Genomic DNA, 17,414 nt, shown 5'->3' on the forward strand with positions numbered 1-17,414 from the left:
GTCGGCGCCGACCGGCTGCATGAGGTCGCCCGGATGGACGGCTCGGTCATCGTCGAGAGCCTGATCCGGGACGAGACCCGGGGGCGCTGGCTGGTGTCGCAGGTGCGGGGCCGGACAATCGTGGCGCTCGCCGACGACGGGACGGTCTCGGCCTTCCTCGCCCCGGACCCCGGGACCGGCGGCGTGCTGGGGATGGCGATCGACGCCGGAGCCGGAATTCTGTGGGCCGCCACCTCGCCGCTCGCGCCGGCGGTGCACGGCCTGGCCGCGGACGCCGTGCGTCCGGCTCCGGGCCTGCTGAAGATCGATCTGGCGACCGGCGCGGTGTTGGCGCGCCTCGTCGCGCCGCCGGGACCGCCGGAACGTGCGCTGGGGGATATCGTCCGCGCGCCGGACGGGACGATCCATGTCGCCGATTCGGCGACCGGCGAACTGCTGGCGGCGAGACCGGGCGCGACGACGCTGGACGTGCTGCTGCCGGCCGGAACCCTGGGCTCACCGCAGGGGATGGCGGTCACGCCGGACGGGACGGCGCTGATCGTCGCCGACTATTCTTCGGGCCTGTGGCGAATCGACCGCGCGACCGGGGCCGCGCAGCGGCTGCCGGCCCCCGCGGACGCGAGCCTGATCGGCGTCGACGGTCTGACCACCGACGGTCGCGCCCTTTACGGCTTCCAGAACGGCGTCGCGCCGCAGCGGGTGCTGAAGCTGACGCCGGACGCCGGCTGGAGGTCGATTTTCGCCGTCGAGGTTCTGGCCGCCAACCTGCCGATCATCGATGAACCCACGACAGGGCTGGTCCGGAATCGCGAACTGGTGTTCGTTTCCCGTTCGCAGTGGAGCGATTTCGGCGGCGACGGGGCGCAGACGACGGCCGCCCCCGCGCCGGCCGTCATCGCAAGGCTGCCGCTGGACTGAACGGAGCCTGACATGATCGAAATGGTGATCGACGCCCGCCGCAAGGACCTGGGTGGTTTCGAGGTCGGACGGATCCTGCCGTTCCACGCCCGCCGCATGGTCGGCCCCTTCATCTTCCTCGACCAGATGGGGCCCGCCGAGTTCGCGCCGGGATCCGAGGCGATCAACGTCCGGCCTCATCCGCACATCGGCCTGTCGACCCTGACCTATCTGTTCGAGGGCGAGATCATGCACCGGGACAATACCGGCGCGATCCAGGCCGTGCGGCCGGGCGAGGTCAACTGGATGACGGCCGGCAAGGGCATCGTCCATTCGGAGCGGACCACCCCGACCAAGCGGGGCGAGGGCGGGCCGATGCACGGCATGCAGGCCTGGATCGCCCTGCCCGGCGAGAGCGAGGATTGCGACCCGTCCTTCCATCACTACGCCGGTCCTGACCTGCCGGCCTATGAGAACGCCGGCCTGTTCGCGCGGCTGGTGGCGGGCGAGGCCTATGGCGCCTCGGCGCGGGTCAAGACCGCCTCGCCCCTGTTCTACGTTCACTGGGAGCTGGCCGAGGGCGTGCGCACCGCGCCGCCTCCGGGCAAGGGCGCCGGCGGCTATTCGGAGCGGGCGCTCTATGTCGCCAAGGGCGAGATCGAGGTCGGCGACCGGACCTTCCACGAAGGGCAGATGATCGTGCTCGAACCGACGGCCGAGCCGACCATCAAGGCGATCCGTGCCTCGACGGTCATGGTGCTGGGCGGCGAACCGGTCGGGCCGCGCGTGATCTGGTGGAATTTCGTCTCCTCGTCCCAGGCCAAGATCGACGCGGCCAAGGCCGACTGGAAGGCCGGACGGATGGCCCTGCCGGTCGAGGACGACGTGGAATTCATCCCCCTGCCCGACGTGCCCTCGACCCCCGAACCGGCCCCGACGGCCAAGCCGGAACCGACGCATCCGGTCTGAGGTCGGAGCGCCGGACGGCTGGTCACCCGCGGGCGGGGGCAGACTGCAGTGCGCCGCTGCCATCGAGCACCGTCGGCGGCAGCGGCGGGGTCAGGACGTGGCCAGCGCCTAGGGACCGACGCACATGGCGTAGATCGCAGGATCCGGACAGATCCACGAAAGCGTACCGCTATCAAAATAGCAGCCCGCATAAAGCAGGCAGGCGGTAGGATCGCTCGCCTGTGCCGTAGCGGGCGTGAGGATGGCCACGACTGCAAATCCCAGCATGAATTTCTTCAGCATATTGCACCTCCGTCGGCAACCAAGCGTTGCCGCAGACAGAGAACATGATGCCCGTTAAAGGCGAAAATATACTCGCTGTGATCGCGGGAAGCCGTCCTTTTGCTCCGTTTTCAACCCTTGGTTTTTGTGAGACATATTCCAGGGTCTTCAATCATGAGTAGGCCGCCATGCTGACCGCTGCCCTCGCTCTGGCTCTGTCCGCCTCTCCCCTGCAGGAGGCTCCCGCCCCGATCGCGCAGGACGCCGGCGTCGTCCAGGCGCAGGCCGCGCAGACCCCGCCCGTCCCCGATCCCGCCGTCGTCGCGCTGGAAGACGTCGTCGTGGTCGCCGGGCGCCCCCTGGCCGAGGCGACCGTCGATTTCGTGGAGCGGGTCGCGGCCCCGCCCCGTGATCGGGGAGCCGCCACCTGGGATCGTCGGGTCTGCGTCGGCGTGGGCAATCTGCAGAGAGACACGGCGGAATATGTCATCGACCGCATCTCGACCGTGGCCGAGAGCATCGGACTGCAGGCCGGCTGGCCCCGTTGCGAGCCGCGCGTATTCATCCTGTTTGCCGCCGATGCGGACGCGGCCGCCCGGGATGTCGTCCGGGCCCGCGGGCGCGGCTTCCGGATCGGGGTGGCGGGTTCCGATCTGGGGCGCGACGCCATGGAGGCCTTCCAGTCATCCGACCGCCCGGTCCGCTGGTGGCAATCCAGCGTCCCGGTGGACAGCGAGACGGGCCGGGCCACGGAACGTCTGCCGGGGATGCCGCCCTTCTCCGCCTATCGACTGACAAGCCCCAACGATCTGGGCGAGCGCGCGGTGCGCGCCTTCGCCTCGCGCCTTCGCAGTCCTCTGCGCGATGCGCTGTCCCAGGTGATCATCATCGTCGATGTCGATCAGATCGAGGGCGTCGATGTCGGCGCCCTGTCGGACTACCTCGCGATGATCTCGCTGGCCCAGATCGATCCGGACGTCGATCCCGGCCCCTATGACAGCATCCTCGGCCTGTTCGCCCCGGGGCAGTCGCCGCCGGCCAGCCTGACCGACTGGGACCTGGCCTATCTGCGCGGCCTCTACAACGCTGAACAGACCGCCGAAAACCCGAGAGCCCGGGTGGGCGATGTCGCCGCAAGCATGGCCCGCTCGGTCCGGGCCCGGCAGCAGGGCGAAGATTCCGGCGACCAGGACCCGGACAACCCGCGCTGACACTCCGCAGCAGACGGCCGGAACCGCCCCACCCGGTCCGGGCCGCCGTCGAAGGTCTTGAATCGCAACGCATGGACCCGATCTAGCGGGACATGACCGCTTTCTCCGTTCTCGACCTGTCGCCCGTCGTCGAGGGCGGCGACGTCCGGCGCGCCCTGCTGGAAACCACCGCCTTCGCCCAGGCCGCCGACCGGCTGGGCTTCAAGCGCTTCTGGCTGGCCGAGCACCACAACATGCCCGGCATCGCCAGTGCGGCGACGGCCGTGGTCATCGGACAGGTTGCGGGCGCCACCGAGCGAATCCGCGTCGGCTCCGGCGGGGTGATGCTGCCCAACCATGCGCCGCTGGTGATCGCCGAACAGTTCGGGACGCTGGAAGCCCTGTACCCCGGCCGTATCGACCTGGGTCTGGGCCGGGCGCCCGGGACGGATGGAGAGACGGCCCGGGCGCTGCGCCGGTATTTCGAGGGCGCCGACCGCTTCCCGCAGGATGTGATGGAGTTGCAGGCCTTCCTCGGCGATCCGGTCGCGGGTCAGCGGGTCACGGCCTGGCCGGGGGCGGGGTCGAAGATTCCGCTCTGGCTGCTGGGCTCCAGCCTGTTCAGCGCCGAATTGGCCGCCCATCTCGGCCTGCCCTTCGCCTTCGCCAGCCATTTCGCACCGGAACTGCTGATGCAGGCGCTGCAGACCTATCGCGCCGGCTTCCGCCCGTCGGCGGTGCTGGAGACGCCCTACGCCATGGCCGTGGTCAATGTCTTCGCCGCCGAGACCGATGCCGACGCGCTGCGGCTGTCGACCTCGATGCAGCAGGCCTTCGCCGCCGTGGTCACCGGCAAGCCGGGGCGGCTGAAGCCGCCGGTGGACGACATCACCACCGTGCTGGACGCGCGGCAGCTGGCGGCGGTGGAGAGCCGGCTGACCTATGCGGCGATCGGCGGGCGCGAGACGGTGCGGGCGAAGCTGGCCGGGTTCATCGGCCAGACCGGCGTCGACGAGGTCATGGTCACCGGCATGGTGTTCAACCTCGAGGACCGCATCCGCAGCCTGGAGATTACGGCCGAGGCCGTGGCTGACCTCTAGGCCACGCCCGGCATCCGCAGAAAGCCGAGCAGCAGGTCGTTGACCTCATCGGCCCGTTCCTGCTGGATCCAGTGGCCGGCGCCGGGGACCACGACCTGCATCCGCAGGTCCGGCGCCCAGTCCTTCAGCCCGGCCTCGTGCTGGCCAGAATAGTGCCGCACCGGATCGCGGTCGCCGACCACGAAGGCGGCGGGGACGGTGATGCGGGCGTCCTGCAGATGGGCCGTCAGCGACCAGTTGCGGTCGAGGTTGCGGTACCAGTCCAGCGGCCCCTTGAAGCCGCCGGCGGCGAAGGCGGCGACGTATTCGGCGAACTGGGCCTCGCTCATCCACGGCGGCAGGGGCGCGTCGTCCGGAACGGTTGAGATGAAGGTCTCGCCCTCGGCAATGAAGCCGGTGGACTGGCGACCGTCGGGGGTTGCGCCGTCATAGCAGTAAAAGGCCTTGCGCAGGGCGGTGGCCGGATCGACGTCGAAGACCGCATGGGCGTCGTCGGCCTGGAAGCGGTTGATGTAGAGGTCGCCCATGCCGAGGCGTTTCGAGATCGCCGCCATGGCCGCGGTCGGCGGGCCCTTGGGCCGGCGCGGCTGGAAGGGCACTGACAGGCCGAAGACGGCGCGGAAGACGTCCGGGCGCGTCAGGGCGCTGTGCCAGGCCACCGGTGCGCCCCAGTCATGACCGACGACGACGCAGGACGTCTCGCCGAGCGCCCGGACCAGGTCGACCATGTCGCCGACGAGATGCAGGATCGAATAGGCGTCGCGGTCCTTGGGTTTGTCGGTCCCGCCATAGCCGCGCATGTCGGGGGCGACGGCGTGGTAGCCGGCGTCGGCGAGCGCCTGGACCTGGGTCCGCCAGCTGACGCCCAGTTCGGGGAAGCCGTGGATCAGCAGGACCAGCGGGCCGCTTCCGGCCTCGAGGATCTGCTGGCGGAGGCCGTCGGTCTGGATGTGGCGGGACTGCATGCGGTCACCGGACCATTTGCAGGCTCGCCGAGCAAGCGTCTCCTCCCTGTTGCGAAGCAATGGGGAGGGGGACCGCGAAGCGGTGGAGGGGCGTCGGCGGCGCGCCGACAGCGACATGGTGGAGGCGCGGGGCTCCCCTCCACCATGCTTTGCATGGTCCCCCTCCCCGCGAGCGGTGAGGAGACAACTAGAGAGTCACGCCCGTGGTGCGCATGATCTCGGCGCGGAGCTCGGGCATGCCGTCGCCCTTCTCCGCCGAGGTGACGATGACCGCCGGATAGGCGGCGCCGCGCTTGGAGACGGCCTTGAGCGTCTCGGTCTGGACCTTTTCGGCCTCGCCCTTCTTGAGCTTGTCAGCCTTGGTCAGGATGATCTGGTAGCTGACGGCGGCGAGGTCGAGGGCGTCGAGCGCCTCGTCATCGACCTTCTTGAGGCCGTGGCGGGCGTCGATCAGCAGATAGACCCGCTTCAGGGTCACCCGGCCGCGCAGATAGTCGCGGCCGAGGTCCTGGAATTTCTTCACCGTCGATTTGGAGGCCTTGGCCCAGCCGTAGCCGGGCAGGTCGACCAGCCGCATCTTGCCGTCGAGGTCGAAGAAATTGACCTCGCGCGTGCGGCCCGGCTCGTTCGAGGCCCGGGCCAGTTTGTGCATGCCGACCAGGCCGTTGATCAGGCTGGACTTGCCGACGTTCGAGCGGCCCGCGAAGGCGACCTCGGGCAGGTCCGGATCGGGCAGCTGCTCGATCTTGGCGCACCCCATGACGAAGGTCGCGGGGCGCGCGAACAGGATGCGCGCCTGCTCCAGCTCCTCGGGCGTGAAATCGTCCAACTCAGGCCTTCGCCTTCTTCAGCCGCTCGATAAAGGTGTCGATCGGGTTCTCGGCCTTCAGCCGGTGCATGATCACATACTGCTGGATGATGGTCAGGATGTTGGACCAGGCCCAGTAGATCAGCAGGCCCGCCGGGAAGGTGGCCATGATGAAGGTGAAGACGATCGGCATGAACTGGAAGATGCGGCGCTGCATCGGATCCGGCGCCGGCGGGCTCATCGCCATCTGCAGCCACATGGTCAGGCCGTAGAAGATGGCCAGGATGCTGAGGGCGAAGGTGCCGGCCAGATAGGTCCCGATCAGGGGCGTCGAGGACGGGTCCCAGGGGATCAGGCCGAACAGGTTCCAGATGGTCGAAGGGTCGGGCGCCGACAGGTCGCGAATCCAGCCGAAGAACGGCTCGTGCCGCATCTCGATGGTCACGAACAGCATCTTGTAGACGGCGTAGAAGACCGGGATCTGCAGCAGCAGGGGCAGACAGCCCGCCAGCGGATTGATCTTCTCCTTCTGATACAGCGCCATCAGCTCCTGCTGCTGTTTCGCCGGATCGTCGGGGTGCTTCTTCTTCAGCTCCTCCATCTTGGGCTGGAGGGTCCGCATCTTGGACATGCTCTCGTAGCTCTTGTTGGCCAGCGGGAACATGATCAGGCGGACGGTCAGGGTCAGGCCCAGGATGGCGAGGCCGAAATTCCCGAACCAGCCGTAGAACAGCTCGACCAGCCAGAAAATCGGGCGGGTCAGGAAGAACAGGAAGCCCCAGTCGATGGCGTAGACGAAGCGCGGCAGGTCGAGGCTGGTCTCATAGCCGGCGAGGATTTCGTTGCGCTTGGCGCCGGCGAACAGGCGCTGGGTCTCGGTGATCTGGCGGCCCGGCGCGATGGTGTGGGCCTCGCCCAGCATGGTGGCGGAGTGGATGTCGGCATTGGCGGCGTCGGTGACGCGGAAGGCCGCCTGGATTTGCTCGTCCTGCTGCGGGATCAGGGCCGCCAACCAGTATTTGTCGGTGATGCCCATCCAGCCGCCGGTCGAGGTGTGCTCCTGCACCGGCTTCTTGGCCCAGGCTTTGTATTTCAGCTGCTGGGTCGTGTATTTTCCGTCCGAGCCGAAGGTGCCGATGCCGCCTTCGTGCAGGATCTGGTTGGTCCCGAGGGTGCTCGGCACGCCCTGGCGCTCGATCCGGCCCCAGGGCGCGATGGTGATCGGCTGGGCGCTGAAGTTGGCGACGGTGTCGGTGATGGTGAACAGATACTGGGCGTCGATGGCGATGCGGCGCGTGAAGCGCAGGCCCGCGCCATTGTCCCAGGTCAGGGTGACGGGCGTGGTCGGCGTCAGGGTCGCGCCCTGGGTCAGACGCCAGGGCGTCGTCGGACCGGGCACGCCGCCGGGGACGTTGGGACCGTTCCAGCCGAACTGGGCCTGATAGGCGTGACGCATGCCCTCGGGGCGGAACAGCTCGACCGGCGGCGAGCCCGCCTCATTGGTTTCCTGATAGCCGGTCAGGAACAGGTCGTCGATGCGCGCGCCGCGCAGGGACAGCGAGCCGGTCACCGTTCCGGTCTGGATCGGCACCCGGGCGCCGCCGCGGGCCATCGCGACCGTGCGGTCCTCGGTGAAGACGGCGGCGACGGGCGATGCGCTCGCCACCGAGGTAGCGCCGGGGGCCGTCTGCTCAGCCGCGGCCTGCTGGGCGGCCTTCCGCCTCGCGGCCTGGGGCTCCATCACGAAGAAGCTGTAGGCGACCAGCATGATGGCCGCGATCACGACGAAAAGGATCGTGTTTCGGCTGTTGTCTTGAGGAGGCATGGAGATCAGGAATCCTGGCCGGCGTTTGCGGGCGTCATGGGCGCAGTCTTGGGCGCCGGCCGCGGGGTCGCGAGCCTTGTAAGCGCCGATTTCACATCGTCAAGCAAACGGTCCCAGGGACGGTCCGCCGTGCCCATGCGGGCGATGAAGACATAGTCGCTGCCGGGGACCGCCAACAGGGGCGCCATGGCCCGGGCGGCTTCTCTCAGGCGGCGTTTGGCGCGGTTGCGGATGACGGCGTTTCCGACCTTGCGCGTGGCGGTGAAGCCCAGGCGCACCGTGTGCGCGCCGTCCTGGCGGTCGAGCCGCTGCACGACCACCGCGCCGCGGGCCTCTGAAACGCCCTTCGCGGCCGCCAGAAACTGGGGCCGCGAAGTCAGGCGTTCGATTTTGAAAGGGTCGCTCATGCGCCCGAACCCGGGCGCCGGACGATCAGGCCGTCAGGCGCTTGCGGCCCTTGGCGCGACGCCGCGCAACAATCTTCTGTCCGTTCTTGGTGGCCATCCGCGAACGGAAGCCGTGACGGCGCTTGCGCACGAGTCGCGACGGCTGATAGGTCCGCTTCACGTTCGGCTCCTGGGACTGAATACAAAAATGCGGCGGAAGGCGTCCGTCGCGGGAAGGGCGGGCGTATAAGCGGCAGGGCCCGCGGTGTCAACGCCGACGGCCCCTCTGCGGAGAGACAATGGACCGGATCAAACGCTTTCTGCCCCTGATTTTGCTGGCCGGCGTCATCGCCCTGATCTTCGCCATGGGCTGGAACCGCTATCTATCGCTCGACACCATCCGCGATCACGGCGCGGAATTCCACGCCTTCAAGGACGCCAACTATCTTCTGTGCCTGCTGATCCTGATGGCGGTGTTCGCCGTCCTGACCGCCAGCGTGGTGCCGGGGGTCTTCTTCGTCACCATCACGGCGGGCTATCTGTTCGGCCCCTGGGTGGGCGGGATCTCGACCTCGATCGCCGCCACGGTCGGGGCCCTGATCGTCTATACGGTGGCCCGGTCGGCCCTGGGCGAGGCCCTGCGCCGCAAGGCCGCCCAAGACCTGGGCCTGATGAAGAAGATCTGCGACGCCATCGACCGGGACACCTTCTGGTATGTGCTGGCCTCGCGCCTGGCCGTCGTCGTGCCCTTCCATATGATCAATGTCGCGGCGGGCGTCATGGCGGTGCGGCTGACGCCCTACGGGGTCGCCACCGTCATCGGCCTGCTGCCGGCCCACATCATCTATTGCTGGATCGGGTCGCGGCTGAACCAGCTGCTGACGACCAACCCCAATCCAGACTTCCAGGCGCTGTTCGGTCAGTTCTGGGCCCCGATGGCGGGGGTCTTTGTGCTGGCGGTGGTGTTGCCGTTCGGGCTGAAGGGCCTGCAGAAGTTTCTCGGCGCAAGGGTCTTGCCATGAACGGCGCGGCTCCTGGCCCGAGCCTTGCGTTAAGCGGCGCATGAGCGGCTTCCGTCCCCTGCTGAGCATTCTCCGGCGGACCCTGCGCGTCCCCGCCGACTGGCGCGAGCGGCTGAAGATCCATGCCCCCGACGCCCTGGCCTGGCGGCTGCTGCTGCTGACCTTCATCTTCACCGTGGTGGTCGAGATCCTGATCATCGTCCCCAGCGCAGCCAGCTTCCACGAGCGCTGGCTGCTGGACCGGCTGCAGTCCGCGGAGCTGGCCTCGGTCGGGGTCGAGGCCCTGCCCTATTCCGCGGTCGAAGACGACGCCGCCGAACAGCTGCTGGCCATCGGCGGGGTGCAGGCGGTGGTGGTCGGCGACCAGGGCGTGCGCCGGCTGCTGCTGCAGGCCCCCAACCTGCCCCGGACGCCGGACCTGATCGACCTGCGCCAGAGCCGGCCGGTGACCCGGATCGCCGATCCCTGGCGCACCCTGTTCGGCCACCCTGACCGGTCCATTCGGGTTCAGGCGCGGCCGCGCTACCGCTCCGGCGACTTCATCGAGATTCTGGCGCCCGCCGAACCGCTCAAGGCCGAGCTGGGCGCCTTCCTCGTCAACAGCCTGCTGATGTCGTTGCTGATCTCGCTGGTGGCCGGGGGATTGCTGTACGGCGGTCTGGCATTCCTCGTGCTGCAGCCCTTGCGGCGGGTGACCCGCTCGATCGAGCATTTCGCCCTCGACCCCGAAACCGAGGGCGACCCGCCCAGCGACCGGCACGACGAGATCGGCCGGGTCGAGCGCGAGCTGGCCCGGATGCAGGAAGAGGTGCGCGTCTCGCTGCGCTCCCGCGCCCGGCTGGTCGCGCTGGGCGAGGCGGTGGCCAAGATCAACCACGACCTGCGCAATATGCTGACCTCGGCGCAGCTCGCATCCGAGAGGCTGGCCGATTCGCCGGACCCCGAGGTGGCCCGCGTCCTGCCGCGGCTGGAACGGGCCCTGGGTCGCGCCGCCGCCCTGTCGCGCAATGTGCTGGAGTACGGCAAGAGCGAGGAGCCGCCGCCCCAGCGGGTCCGCATCCCGCTGGCCCCCGCCATCGCCGCGGCGGCCGAGGACGCCGGACTGACGGCGGAAGGCGTCCGCCTGACGAAAACCATTCCGGCGCGACTGAGCATCCACGCCGACGCCGACCAGCTGCACCGCGTGCTGGTCAATCTGATGCGCAACGCCCGTCAGGCCATCGAGAGCGACCCGACCCGCCGCACGGGCCGCAAGGGCGTGGTTCGCGTCACCGCCTCGACTGAAAACGGCGACTGCATCATTCACATCGCTGACGACGGCCCCGGCATTCCCCCGCGCCTGTCGGAAAGCCTGTTCGAACCCTTCGTCAGCGGCCGGGCCTCGGAAGGGGCCGGCCTGGGACTGGCCATCTCGCGTGAACTGGCCGCCAGCCACGGCGGGGCGCTGACTCTGGTCGAGACCGGGCCAACCGGCACGACCTTCGCCCTGCGACTGCCCCATTGACCGGACGGATCCGGGATGCGGCGCCAAATCGCCCGATCGGCGTTATCGCTGGCGGAACCGGACGAAGCCGCCCAGTTTCGCCGCATGCTTTTCTGTTCAGGAGGCCCAGCATGACCCGTTTCACCCTCGCCGCCGTGACCGCCCTTCTGCTGGCCGCCGCCCCGGTCGTGGCCCAGACGACCCCGCCCCAGACTCCGGTCCAGAGGACGACGCCTCAGCAGACCACCGCCCCCACAACGCCCGCCTCCAGTCCGACGCCGGGCTCCGAGGAATGGCTGCGGCTGCGCGGCGAGAGCTACAGCGCCGCCCCGGACGCCGAGCAGGACCCCGCCGAGGTCGCCGAGACGATCCGGCTGAATGCCGAGATCGCCGCCCGCAACAACGCGGCCGAGCGCCGCGAGGCCGAAGGGGCCGCCGCCTGGCAAGCCGAGGACGCCCGCTGGCGCGCCGAAGTCGCGCGTCTTGAAACCCAGCGCGCCCAGTGGGAGGCCGCCGCCGCCGCCGCCGAGGCGGCCCGCCTCCGCTACGAACGCGACCGCGCCGCGTGGGCGGCCGAGGTCGCCGCCTGTCAACGCACAGGGCGCTGCCTGCCCGCCTCCGAACCGAAATACTGAAGCACGGCCCATCAGCCTGAGGCCCGACCCATCGTCGTCGCGTTCCGCGGCGTTGCGCCCCGTCCACGGTCATGAGACCGTTCGGACGGAACGGCGCAGACCCGGGGATGACCATGACCGACAGCGTCGCCACGCCTCCAACAAGGCCTTCCGGGCCGCGCGCGGACCGCCCCCTGTCCCGCGGCCGCACCGACACCTGGCGGCACCCCGCCTGGGTCCGGCTGGCGCACTGGCTGAACGTCGTCGCGGTCGTGGTGCTGATCATGAGCGGGCTCAACATCCTGCTGGCGCATCCGCATCTGTACTGGGGCGTCCGCTCGACCTTCGCCGATCCGTGGGTCAGCATCCCGCCGATACCGAACTGGCTGTTGATCCCGCAGGGCCGCAACCTGGCCGAGGCGCGCAACTGGCATTTCCTGTTCGCCTGGATCTTCGTCCTGAACGGTCTGGCCTATCTGCTTCTGGGCCTGGTCACCCGCCGGTTCGGCCGCCGTCTGTGGCCGACGCGCGCCGACCTGAAGGGCATTGGCCCGTCGGTCGTGGAGCATGCCCGTTTCCACTTTCCGACCGATGATCACGCCCGGTCCTATAATGTTATCCAGAAGCTGACCTATCTGGCCATGATCCTGATCGTGTTGCCGATGATGCTGGTCACCGGCCTGTCGATGTCGCCCGGCTTCAACGCCGTCGGCGGGGTGTTGCTGGACATCATGGGCGGGCGGCAGTCGGCGCGGACGCTGCATTTCATCTCGGCGGGGCTGATCGTCGGCTTCATCCTCATCCATGTCGGGCTGGTGATCTGGACCGGCCTGTTCAACAACATGCGCTCGATGGTGACCGGCTGGTTCGTGATCGAGCCGCCGGGATCCACGGCCGGGCCGAGGCTGCGTCGCCGGCGGCCGACCGATGCGGGAGATGCGTCATGAACCGTCGCCGCTGGCTGACCGGCGCCGTCGCCACGGCCGCCACCGCCCTGCTCTCGGCCTGCGGCCAGGCCGGGACCAGCCTGGCCGAACAGGCGCGGCGGATGGGCGAGGGCCTGACCCGCCGGACGCAGCGCCTGCTGATCCCCCGCGACGCCCTGGCCCCGACCTACAGCCGCGCCGAAATCTCACCCGACTTCAGGGCCAATGGCTCCACCGACCCGGCGGCCTCCGACTATCTCGCGCTCAAGGCCAATGACTTCGCCGACTATCGGCTGGTCATCGACGGTCTGGTCGAACGGCCGCTGTCGCTGAGTCTGGCCGAGCTGCGCACCCGCCCGTCGCAGAGCCAGATCACCAAACACGACTGCGTCGAGGGCTGGACCTCGATCGGCGAATGGACCGGCGTGCGGCTGGAGACCCTGCTCAACGAGGCCGGGCTGAAGCCCGAGGCGCGCTACATCGTCATCCATTGTTTCGACGCCCTGACCCAGACCGAGGACGGGGACCGGTACTATGAGAGCATAGACCTGATTGACGCCCGCCACCCGCAGACCCTCCTCGCCTGGGCCATGAACGGCGAGACCCTGCCGGTCCCGCACGGGGCGCCGCTGCGGCTGAGGGTCGAGCGGCAGCTGGGCTACAAACACGCCAAATACATCCGGCGGATCGAGGCGGTGGAGAGCTTCGCCCACATCGCGGGCGGCAAGGGCGGCTATTGGGAAGACCGGGGATACGAGTGGTACGCGGGCATCTGACCCGGCGCGGGCTGGGCCTGGCGGCGGGGGCGGTTGCTCTGGCGGGCGCGACAGGGGCGGCGGCGCGGCCCCGGGCGCTCTCGCAGATCATCGGAACCGGCGCCGGTCCGGTGCGACTCCATTCCGGTGGGTCAGGCGCGGTCTGGACGGCGCTCGGAATCCCATACGGCGCCGATACCGGGCCGAGGCGCTTTCAGCCGCCGGATCGGCCTGCGCCCTGGTCCGACCCTTTGGCGAGCGACGCTTTCGGCCCTGCCTCGCCCCAGCGCGGCGGCGAGCCGAACCAGTCCGAGGACTGCCTGCGCCTGAACGTCTGGACGCCCGCGCCCGACGCGGGCCGACGGCCGGTGATCGTCTACATCCACGGAGGGGCCTATGCGACCGGGTCCGGCTCCAGCCCGCTGACCAACGGCGCCCGGCTGGCGGCGAAGGGCGATGTGGTGGTCGTGACGGTGAACCACCGTCTGGGGCCGCTGGGATACGCCTCGCTGGCGCGGTTGACGCCGGGGTTCGAGGACTCGGGCAATCTGGGCCAGCTGGATCTGGTGTTCGCCCTGCAGTGGGTGCGGGACAACATCGCGGCCTTCGGGGGCGATCCCGCCTGCGTCACCCTTGTCGGCCAGTCGGGCGGCGGGGCCAAGATCGCGACGCTGATGGCCATGCCCGCCGCCGCCGGCCTGTTCCATCGCGCCGTGACCATGAGCGGACAGCAGGTGACGGCCTCGGGGCCGTTGAACGCCACGCGCCGGGCCGAGGGCTGGCTGGAGGCGCTGGGCCTGACGTCCGACCGGATCGAAGAGGTGAGGACCCTGCCAGTGGAACGGCTGGTCGAGGCGTCGGCGGCGACCGATCCGATCCTCGGCGGCTCCCTGTATTTCGGACCGGTGCTGGACGGGCGCAGTCTGAGCCGCCACCCGTTCTGGCCCGACGCCCCGGCCCAGTCGGCGACCATACCGATGATGATCGGCAACACGCGCGAGGAGACCCTCGCCTTCCTCGGCGGCGATCCGGCCAATGCGGGCCTGACCTGGGAGGAACTGCCCGCCCGGCTGACGCCGTCGCAGATGCGGATCGACGTGGCTCCGGAGGAGGTTGTCGCCTGGTATCGGAGGAACCATCCGGCGATGAGCCCCGATCAGGTCCTGATCCGCGCCACCACCGCCGCGCGCAGCTGGCGCGCCGCCGTCATCGAGGCCGAGATGCGGGCCGCGCAGGGCTCGCCCGCCTGGGTCTATCAGCTGGACTGGGCCAGCCGCCTGCCGAACGGCCGGACCGGCGCCTTCCACACCTCGGACATTCCCCTGGTGCTGGACAATGTCGGGGCTGAGGGGTCGGGCGCCGTCGGGCCGGACGCCCAGACCATGGCCGACCGGATGAGCGACGCGCTGCTGGCCTTCGCCCGCACGGGTGATCCCAACCACGCCGGCCTGCCGCGCTGGACGCCCTATTCGCTGGCCCGGCGCGAGACCATGATCATGGACCTGCCGCCCCGGATGGAGAACGATCCGCGCGGCGACGAGCGGCGGTTCTTCGGACGGATTCCGTATATTCAGCCGGGGACCTGACGTCCGGTCAGGCCTCCGCGCCCTCGGTCCGCTTCTTCATCATGGCGTCGAAACTGCCCCAGACGCCGTCCGGGCCGTGCCAGGCGCCGGTGGTGGCGGCCTTGGAGTATTCGGTGGCGCGAGCCTCGAAGAAGTTGGCGTGTTCGACGCCCGACAGCATCGACTGCAGCCACGGCAGGGGGTTCTCCTTGACGCCGTAGACCTCGGGCAGGTGCAGCTGGCGCAGGCGCCAGTCGGCGATGAAACGGATGTACTGTTTGATGTCGTCCGGCGTCATGCCGTTGACCGGCCCCATCTCGAAGGCCAGGTCGATGAAGCGATCCTCCATCTCGACCACCGTCTTGCAGCATTCGACGATGTCGTCGGCCACGGCCTGGGTGACGGCCCCCGTCTCCTTGTTGAAGGCGTGGTACAGCTTGATGATGCCGTCGCAGTGCAGGCTCTCGTCGCGGACCGACCAGCTGACGATCTGGCCCATGCCCTTCATCTTGTTCTGGCGGGGGAAATTCATCAGCATCGCGAAGCTGGCGAACAACTGCAGCCCCTCGGAGAAGCCGCCGAACATGGCCAGGGTGCGGGCGATGTCGCCGTTGGTCTCGACGCCGAACTTGCCCATGAAGTCATGCTTGTCGCGCATGGCCTCGTATTCCATGAAGGCCCCGAACTCGCTCTCGGGCATGCCGATGGTCTCGAGCAGCAGGGCGTAGGCCGCGATGTGGATGGTCTCCATGTTGGCGAAGCTCGCCAGCATCATCTTGACCTCGGTCGGTTTGAACACCCGGCCGTAGCGCTCCATGTAGTTGTCCTGGACCTCGATGTCGGCCTGGGTGAAGAAGCGGAAGATCTGGGTCAGCAGGTTGCGTTCCGACGGCGTCAGATTGGCCGCCCAGTCCTTGCAGTCCTCGCCCAGCGGCACCTCTTCGGGCATCCAGTGGACCTGCTGCTGCTTCTTCCACATGTCGAACGCCCACGGATAGCGGAACGGCTTGTAGGCCGCCGAGGCGGTGAGCAGGCCGGGGGTGGTGGATTTGATCGAGACGTGCGCGTTCATCGGTACAAGGGCTCTGACGGCGAATCCGGGATTGAGCATTCACCATGCGGGCGGACGGCCCCGGCGCCAAGCCGAAATGCGGCTATATTGCGATCACTTTTTGCGCGACCGCTAGATGTGGTAGGTGCGCCGCAGACTTCTGGGGAACAAGCTGGGGATCACGCTCGCGCCGACCACCGGTCGCGGCGATCACCATCAGGTGAATGGCAACGCAACCTTAGGTTTGTTACTGGTTGTGCGTTCGCGTCAATGTAGTTCCCTGCGCCGGGGGCGCGGTTTCTCCTTCCTGTGATGACCGTCTCGTCGACGCCCCCGTGCGTCGGACGACTCCAACCCATCTGAAAGGTGTGAAATGAAACAGTTCAAAGTCATGGGCCTGGCCGCGATTTCCGGCCTGGCCGTTCTGGGCGCGGCGGCGTCCGCCAACGCCCAGGCCGAGCCCATCCTGGGGCAGGTCAGCCTGTTCGCGACCAACTGGTGCCCGGTCGGCTGGGCGCAGGCCAACGGCGCGACCATCGCAATCCAGTCCAACAGCGCCCTGTTCTCGCTGTATGGCGTAACCTACGGCGGCAACGGCACGACCAATTTCGCCTTGCCGAACCTGCAGAACCGCGCCCCGATCAGCTGGTCCAGCACCAATCCGATCGGGGCCGCCGTGGGCAGCTCGTCGGTCACCCTGACCACGGCCCAGATGCCCGCCCACACCCACGTCGTGCTGGCCTCGTCCGCCGCGACCTCGACCAACAATCCGGCCGGCGGCTCGCTTGGCACCTTCCCGGCCGGGGACGCCATCTATGCGGCAAACACCTCAACGCCCGACGTCGCCATGCATGCCGGCATCGTCACCACCACCGGCGGCAACCAGCCTGTGTCGACCCAGAGCCCCGTTCTTTCCATGAACTGGTGCGTGGCGATGCAGGGAATCTATCCGTCGCGGCCGTGAGGAGAATGACCATGAAAGGCTCAAATCTTCGTATCGCCGCCGCAGCGGCCACCGCCCTCGGGTTCGCGGTGTTCGGCGCCCATGGCCCCGCCCACGCCCAGGACTTCTACGTCGGCCAGTTGCAGCAGTTCGGCTACAACTGGTGTCCGGAGGGCTGGCGCCGTGCTGACGGCAGCCTGCTGTCGATCTCAGCGAATCAGGTCCTGTACGCCGTGATCGGGACTACTTTCGGGGGCGACGGGGTCAACACCTTCGCTGTGCCCGATCTTCGGGACCGCGCCCCGGTAAGCCAGAGCAGCACCCTGCCGCTCGGCGCCATGGTGGGCACATCGAGCACAACCCTGCTTCAGGTGCAGTTGCCGTCGCATACGCATGGATTCAACGCGGACCCGACGCCGCCGGCCGGAAACTCGCCGGCCAACTCCATGCTCGGGGTCTTCCCCACCGGGCAGTCCATCTACGCGGCGCCAGCGGCGACCCCGAACACGCCGATGAATCCCGGAATGGTTCAACCGGCGGGTCAGTCCCAGCCCGTGCCGATCCAGATGCCCGTGCTGGCTACAAACTGGTGCGTCGCGCTGTCCGGGGTCTTCCCCCAGCGCCCCTGAGACAGGCCGCATCAGCCGCCGCCTC

The 17,414-nt window shown here is 68.7% G+C and carries 19 protein-coding genes; 12 read left to right on the top strand and 7 right to left on the bottom strand.

All coding sequences use genetic code 11. The features are described 5' to 3' along the window. Together QQJ79_RS09340 and QQJ79_RS09345 are read left to right on the top strand one after the other, a co-directional pair. Positions 1-918 (top strand): SMP-30/gluconolactonase/LRE family protein (locus QQJ79_RS09340; protein WP_284222654.1); only part of this gene is annotated, 918 nt, incomplete at its 5' end. A 12-nt stretch (positions 919-930) separates the two neighbouring features. After that, the gene (locus QQJ79_RS09345) at positions 931-1,866 is read left to right on the top strand and encodes a pirin family protein (RefSeq protein WP_284222655.1); all 936 of its coding nucleotides are present in this window, start codon (positions 931-933) and stop codon (positions 1,864-1,866) included. 108 nt (positions 1,867-1,974) lie between these two features. Here QQJ79_RS09345 and QQJ79_RS09350 read toward each other — a convergent pair whose 3' ends face one another. Beyond that, complete coding sequence (locus QQJ79_RS09350; protein WP_284222656.1) at positions 1,975-2,148, bottom strand: hypothetical protein; 174 nt, start codon at positions 2,146-2,148, stop codon at positions 1,975-1,977. A gap of 167 nt (positions 2,149-2,315) precedes the next feature. On the opposite strand from QQJ79_RS09350, the gene QQJ79_RS09355 reads away from it, so the two are divergent. Continuing rightward, on the top strand, positions 2,316-3,338 hold the full coding sequence (locus tag QQJ79_RS09355) for a hypothetical protein (RefSeq protein ID WP_284222657.1): 1,023 nt from the start codon (positions 2,316-2,318) through the stop codon (positions 3,336-3,338). A 92-nt stretch (positions 3,339-3,430) separates the two neighbouring features. After that, on the top strand, positions 3,431-4,417 hold the full coding sequence (locus tag QQJ79_RS09360) for an LLM class flavin-dependent oxidoreductase (protein WP_284222658.1): 987 nt from the start codon (positions 3,431-3,433) through the stop codon (positions 4,415-4,417). Here the strand turns inward: QQJ79_RS09360 and QQJ79_RS09365 are convergent. The 5 genes from QQJ79_RS09365 to rpmH form a co-directional block, all read right to left on the bottom strand. Continuing rightward, entirely contained in the window at positions 4,414-5,382 is a 969-nt protein-coding gene (locus QQJ79_RS09365) for an alpha/beta fold hydrolase (protein ID WP_284222659.1), read from the bottom strand. The two genes, QQJ79_RS09360 and QQJ79_RS09365, sit on opposite strands and share 4 nt — an antisense overlap. Positions 5,383-5,569: 187 nt before the next feature. Then, a complete protein-coding gene (gene yihA, locus QQJ79_RS09370; protein WP_284222660.1) occupies positions 5,570-6,211 on the bottom strand; it encodes a ribosome biogenesis GTP-binding protein YihA/YsxC in 642 nt (213 codons plus the stop codon). Between the two features lies 1 nt (position 6,212). Then, positions 6,213-8,015 (bottom strand): membrane protein insertase YidC, encoded by a 1,803-nt coding sequence (yidC, locus tag QQJ79_RS09375; RefSeq protein ID WP_284222661.1) that lies wholly within the window; start codon positions 8,013-8,015, stop codon positions 6,213-6,215. A gap of 5 nt (positions 8,016-8,020) precedes the next feature. Beyond that, positions 8,021-8,422 (bottom strand): ribonuclease P protein component, encoded by a 402-nt coding sequence (rnpA, locus tag QQJ79_RS09380; RefSeq protein ID WP_284222662.1) that lies wholly within the window; start codon positions 8,420-8,422, stop codon positions 8,021-8,023. A gap of 25 nt (positions 8,423-8,447) precedes the next feature. Further along, a complete protein-coding gene (rpmH, locus tag QQJ79_RS09385) occupies positions 8,448-8,582 on the bottom strand; it encodes a 50S ribosomal protein L34 (protein WP_003164000.1) in 135 nt (44 codons plus the stop codon). A gap of 118 nt (positions 8,583-8,700) precedes the next feature. On the opposite strand from rpmH, the gene QQJ79_RS09390 reads away from it, so the two are divergent. From QQJ79_RS09390 to QQJ79_RS09415, 6 genes are all read left to right on the top strand, one after another. Further along, positions 8,701-9,423, top strand: a complete 723-nt coding sequence (locus tag QQJ79_RS09390) for a TVP38/TMEM64 family protein (protein ID WP_284222663.1) — start codon at positions 8,701-8,703, stop codon at positions 9,421-9,423. 40 nt (positions 9,424-9,463) lie between these two features. After that, entirely contained in the window at positions 9,464-10,927 is a 1,464-nt protein-coding gene (locus QQJ79_RS09395) for a sensor histidine kinase (RefSeq protein ID WP_284222664.1), read from the top strand. Positions 10,928-11,037: 110 nt separating this feature from the next. Then, positions 11,038-11,541, top strand: a complete 504-nt coding sequence (locus tag QQJ79_RS09400; protein WP_284222665.1) for a cell wall hydrolase — start codon at positions 11,038-11,040, stop codon at positions 11,539-11,541. 113 nt (positions 11,542-11,654) lie between these two features. Continuing rightward, on the top strand, positions 11,655-12,467 hold the full coding sequence (locus QQJ79_RS09405) for a cytochrome b/b6 domain-containing protein (RefSeq protein ID WP_284222666.1): 813 nt from the start codon (positions 11,655-11,657) through the stop codon (positions 12,465-12,467). Then, the gene (locus QQJ79_RS09410; RefSeq protein ID WP_284222667.1) at positions 12,464-13,222 is read left to right on the top strand and encodes a molybdopterin-binding protein; all 759 of its coding nucleotides are present in this window, start codon (positions 12,464-12,466) and stop codon (positions 13,220-13,222) included. The genes QQJ79_RS09405 and QQJ79_RS09410 overlap by 4 nt, the downstream gene beginning before the upstream one ends. Beyond that, positions 13,219-14,787: a carboxylesterase/lipase family protein gene (locus QQJ79_RS09415; protein ID WP_431307589.1), complete on the top strand. Its 1,569-nt coding sequence runs from the start codon at positions 13,219-13,221 to the stop codon at positions 14,785-14,787. Before QQJ79_RS09410 ends, QQJ79_RS09415 begins: the two co-directional genes overlap by 4 nt. A 7-nt stretch (positions 14,788-14,794) precedes the next feature. Here QQJ79_RS09415 and QQJ79_RS09420 read toward each other — a convergent pair whose 3' ends face one another. Next, positions 14,795-15,838, bottom strand: a complete 1,044-nt coding sequence (locus QQJ79_RS09420) for a ribonucleotide-diphosphate reductase subunit beta (RefSeq protein ID WP_284222668.1) — start codon at positions 15,836-15,838, stop codon at positions 14,795-14,797. Positions 15,839-16,190: 352 nt separating this feature from the next. On the opposite strand from QQJ79_RS09420, the gene QQJ79_RS09425 reads away from it, so the two are divergent. After that, positions 16,191-16,781 (top strand): phage tail protein, encoded by a 591-nt coding sequence (locus QQJ79_RS09425; protein ID WP_284222669.1) that lies wholly within the window; start codon positions 16,191-16,193, stop codon positions 16,779-16,781. 11 nt (positions 16,782-16,792) lie between these two features. Then, positions 16,793-17,389: a phage tail protein gene (locus QQJ79_RS09430; protein WP_284222670.1), complete on the top strand. Its 597-nt coding sequence runs from the start codon at positions 16,793-16,795 to the stop codon at positions 17,387-17,389. Positions 17,390-17,414: the final 25 nt, after the last annotated feature.

The sequence above is a fragment of the Brevundimonas denitrificans genome, assembly GCF_030160755.1.
In the GTDB taxonomy this organism is placed as follows: domain Bacteria; phylum Pseudomonadota; class Alphaproteobacteria; order Caulobacterales; family Caulobacteraceae; genus Brevundimonas; species Brevundimonas denitrificans.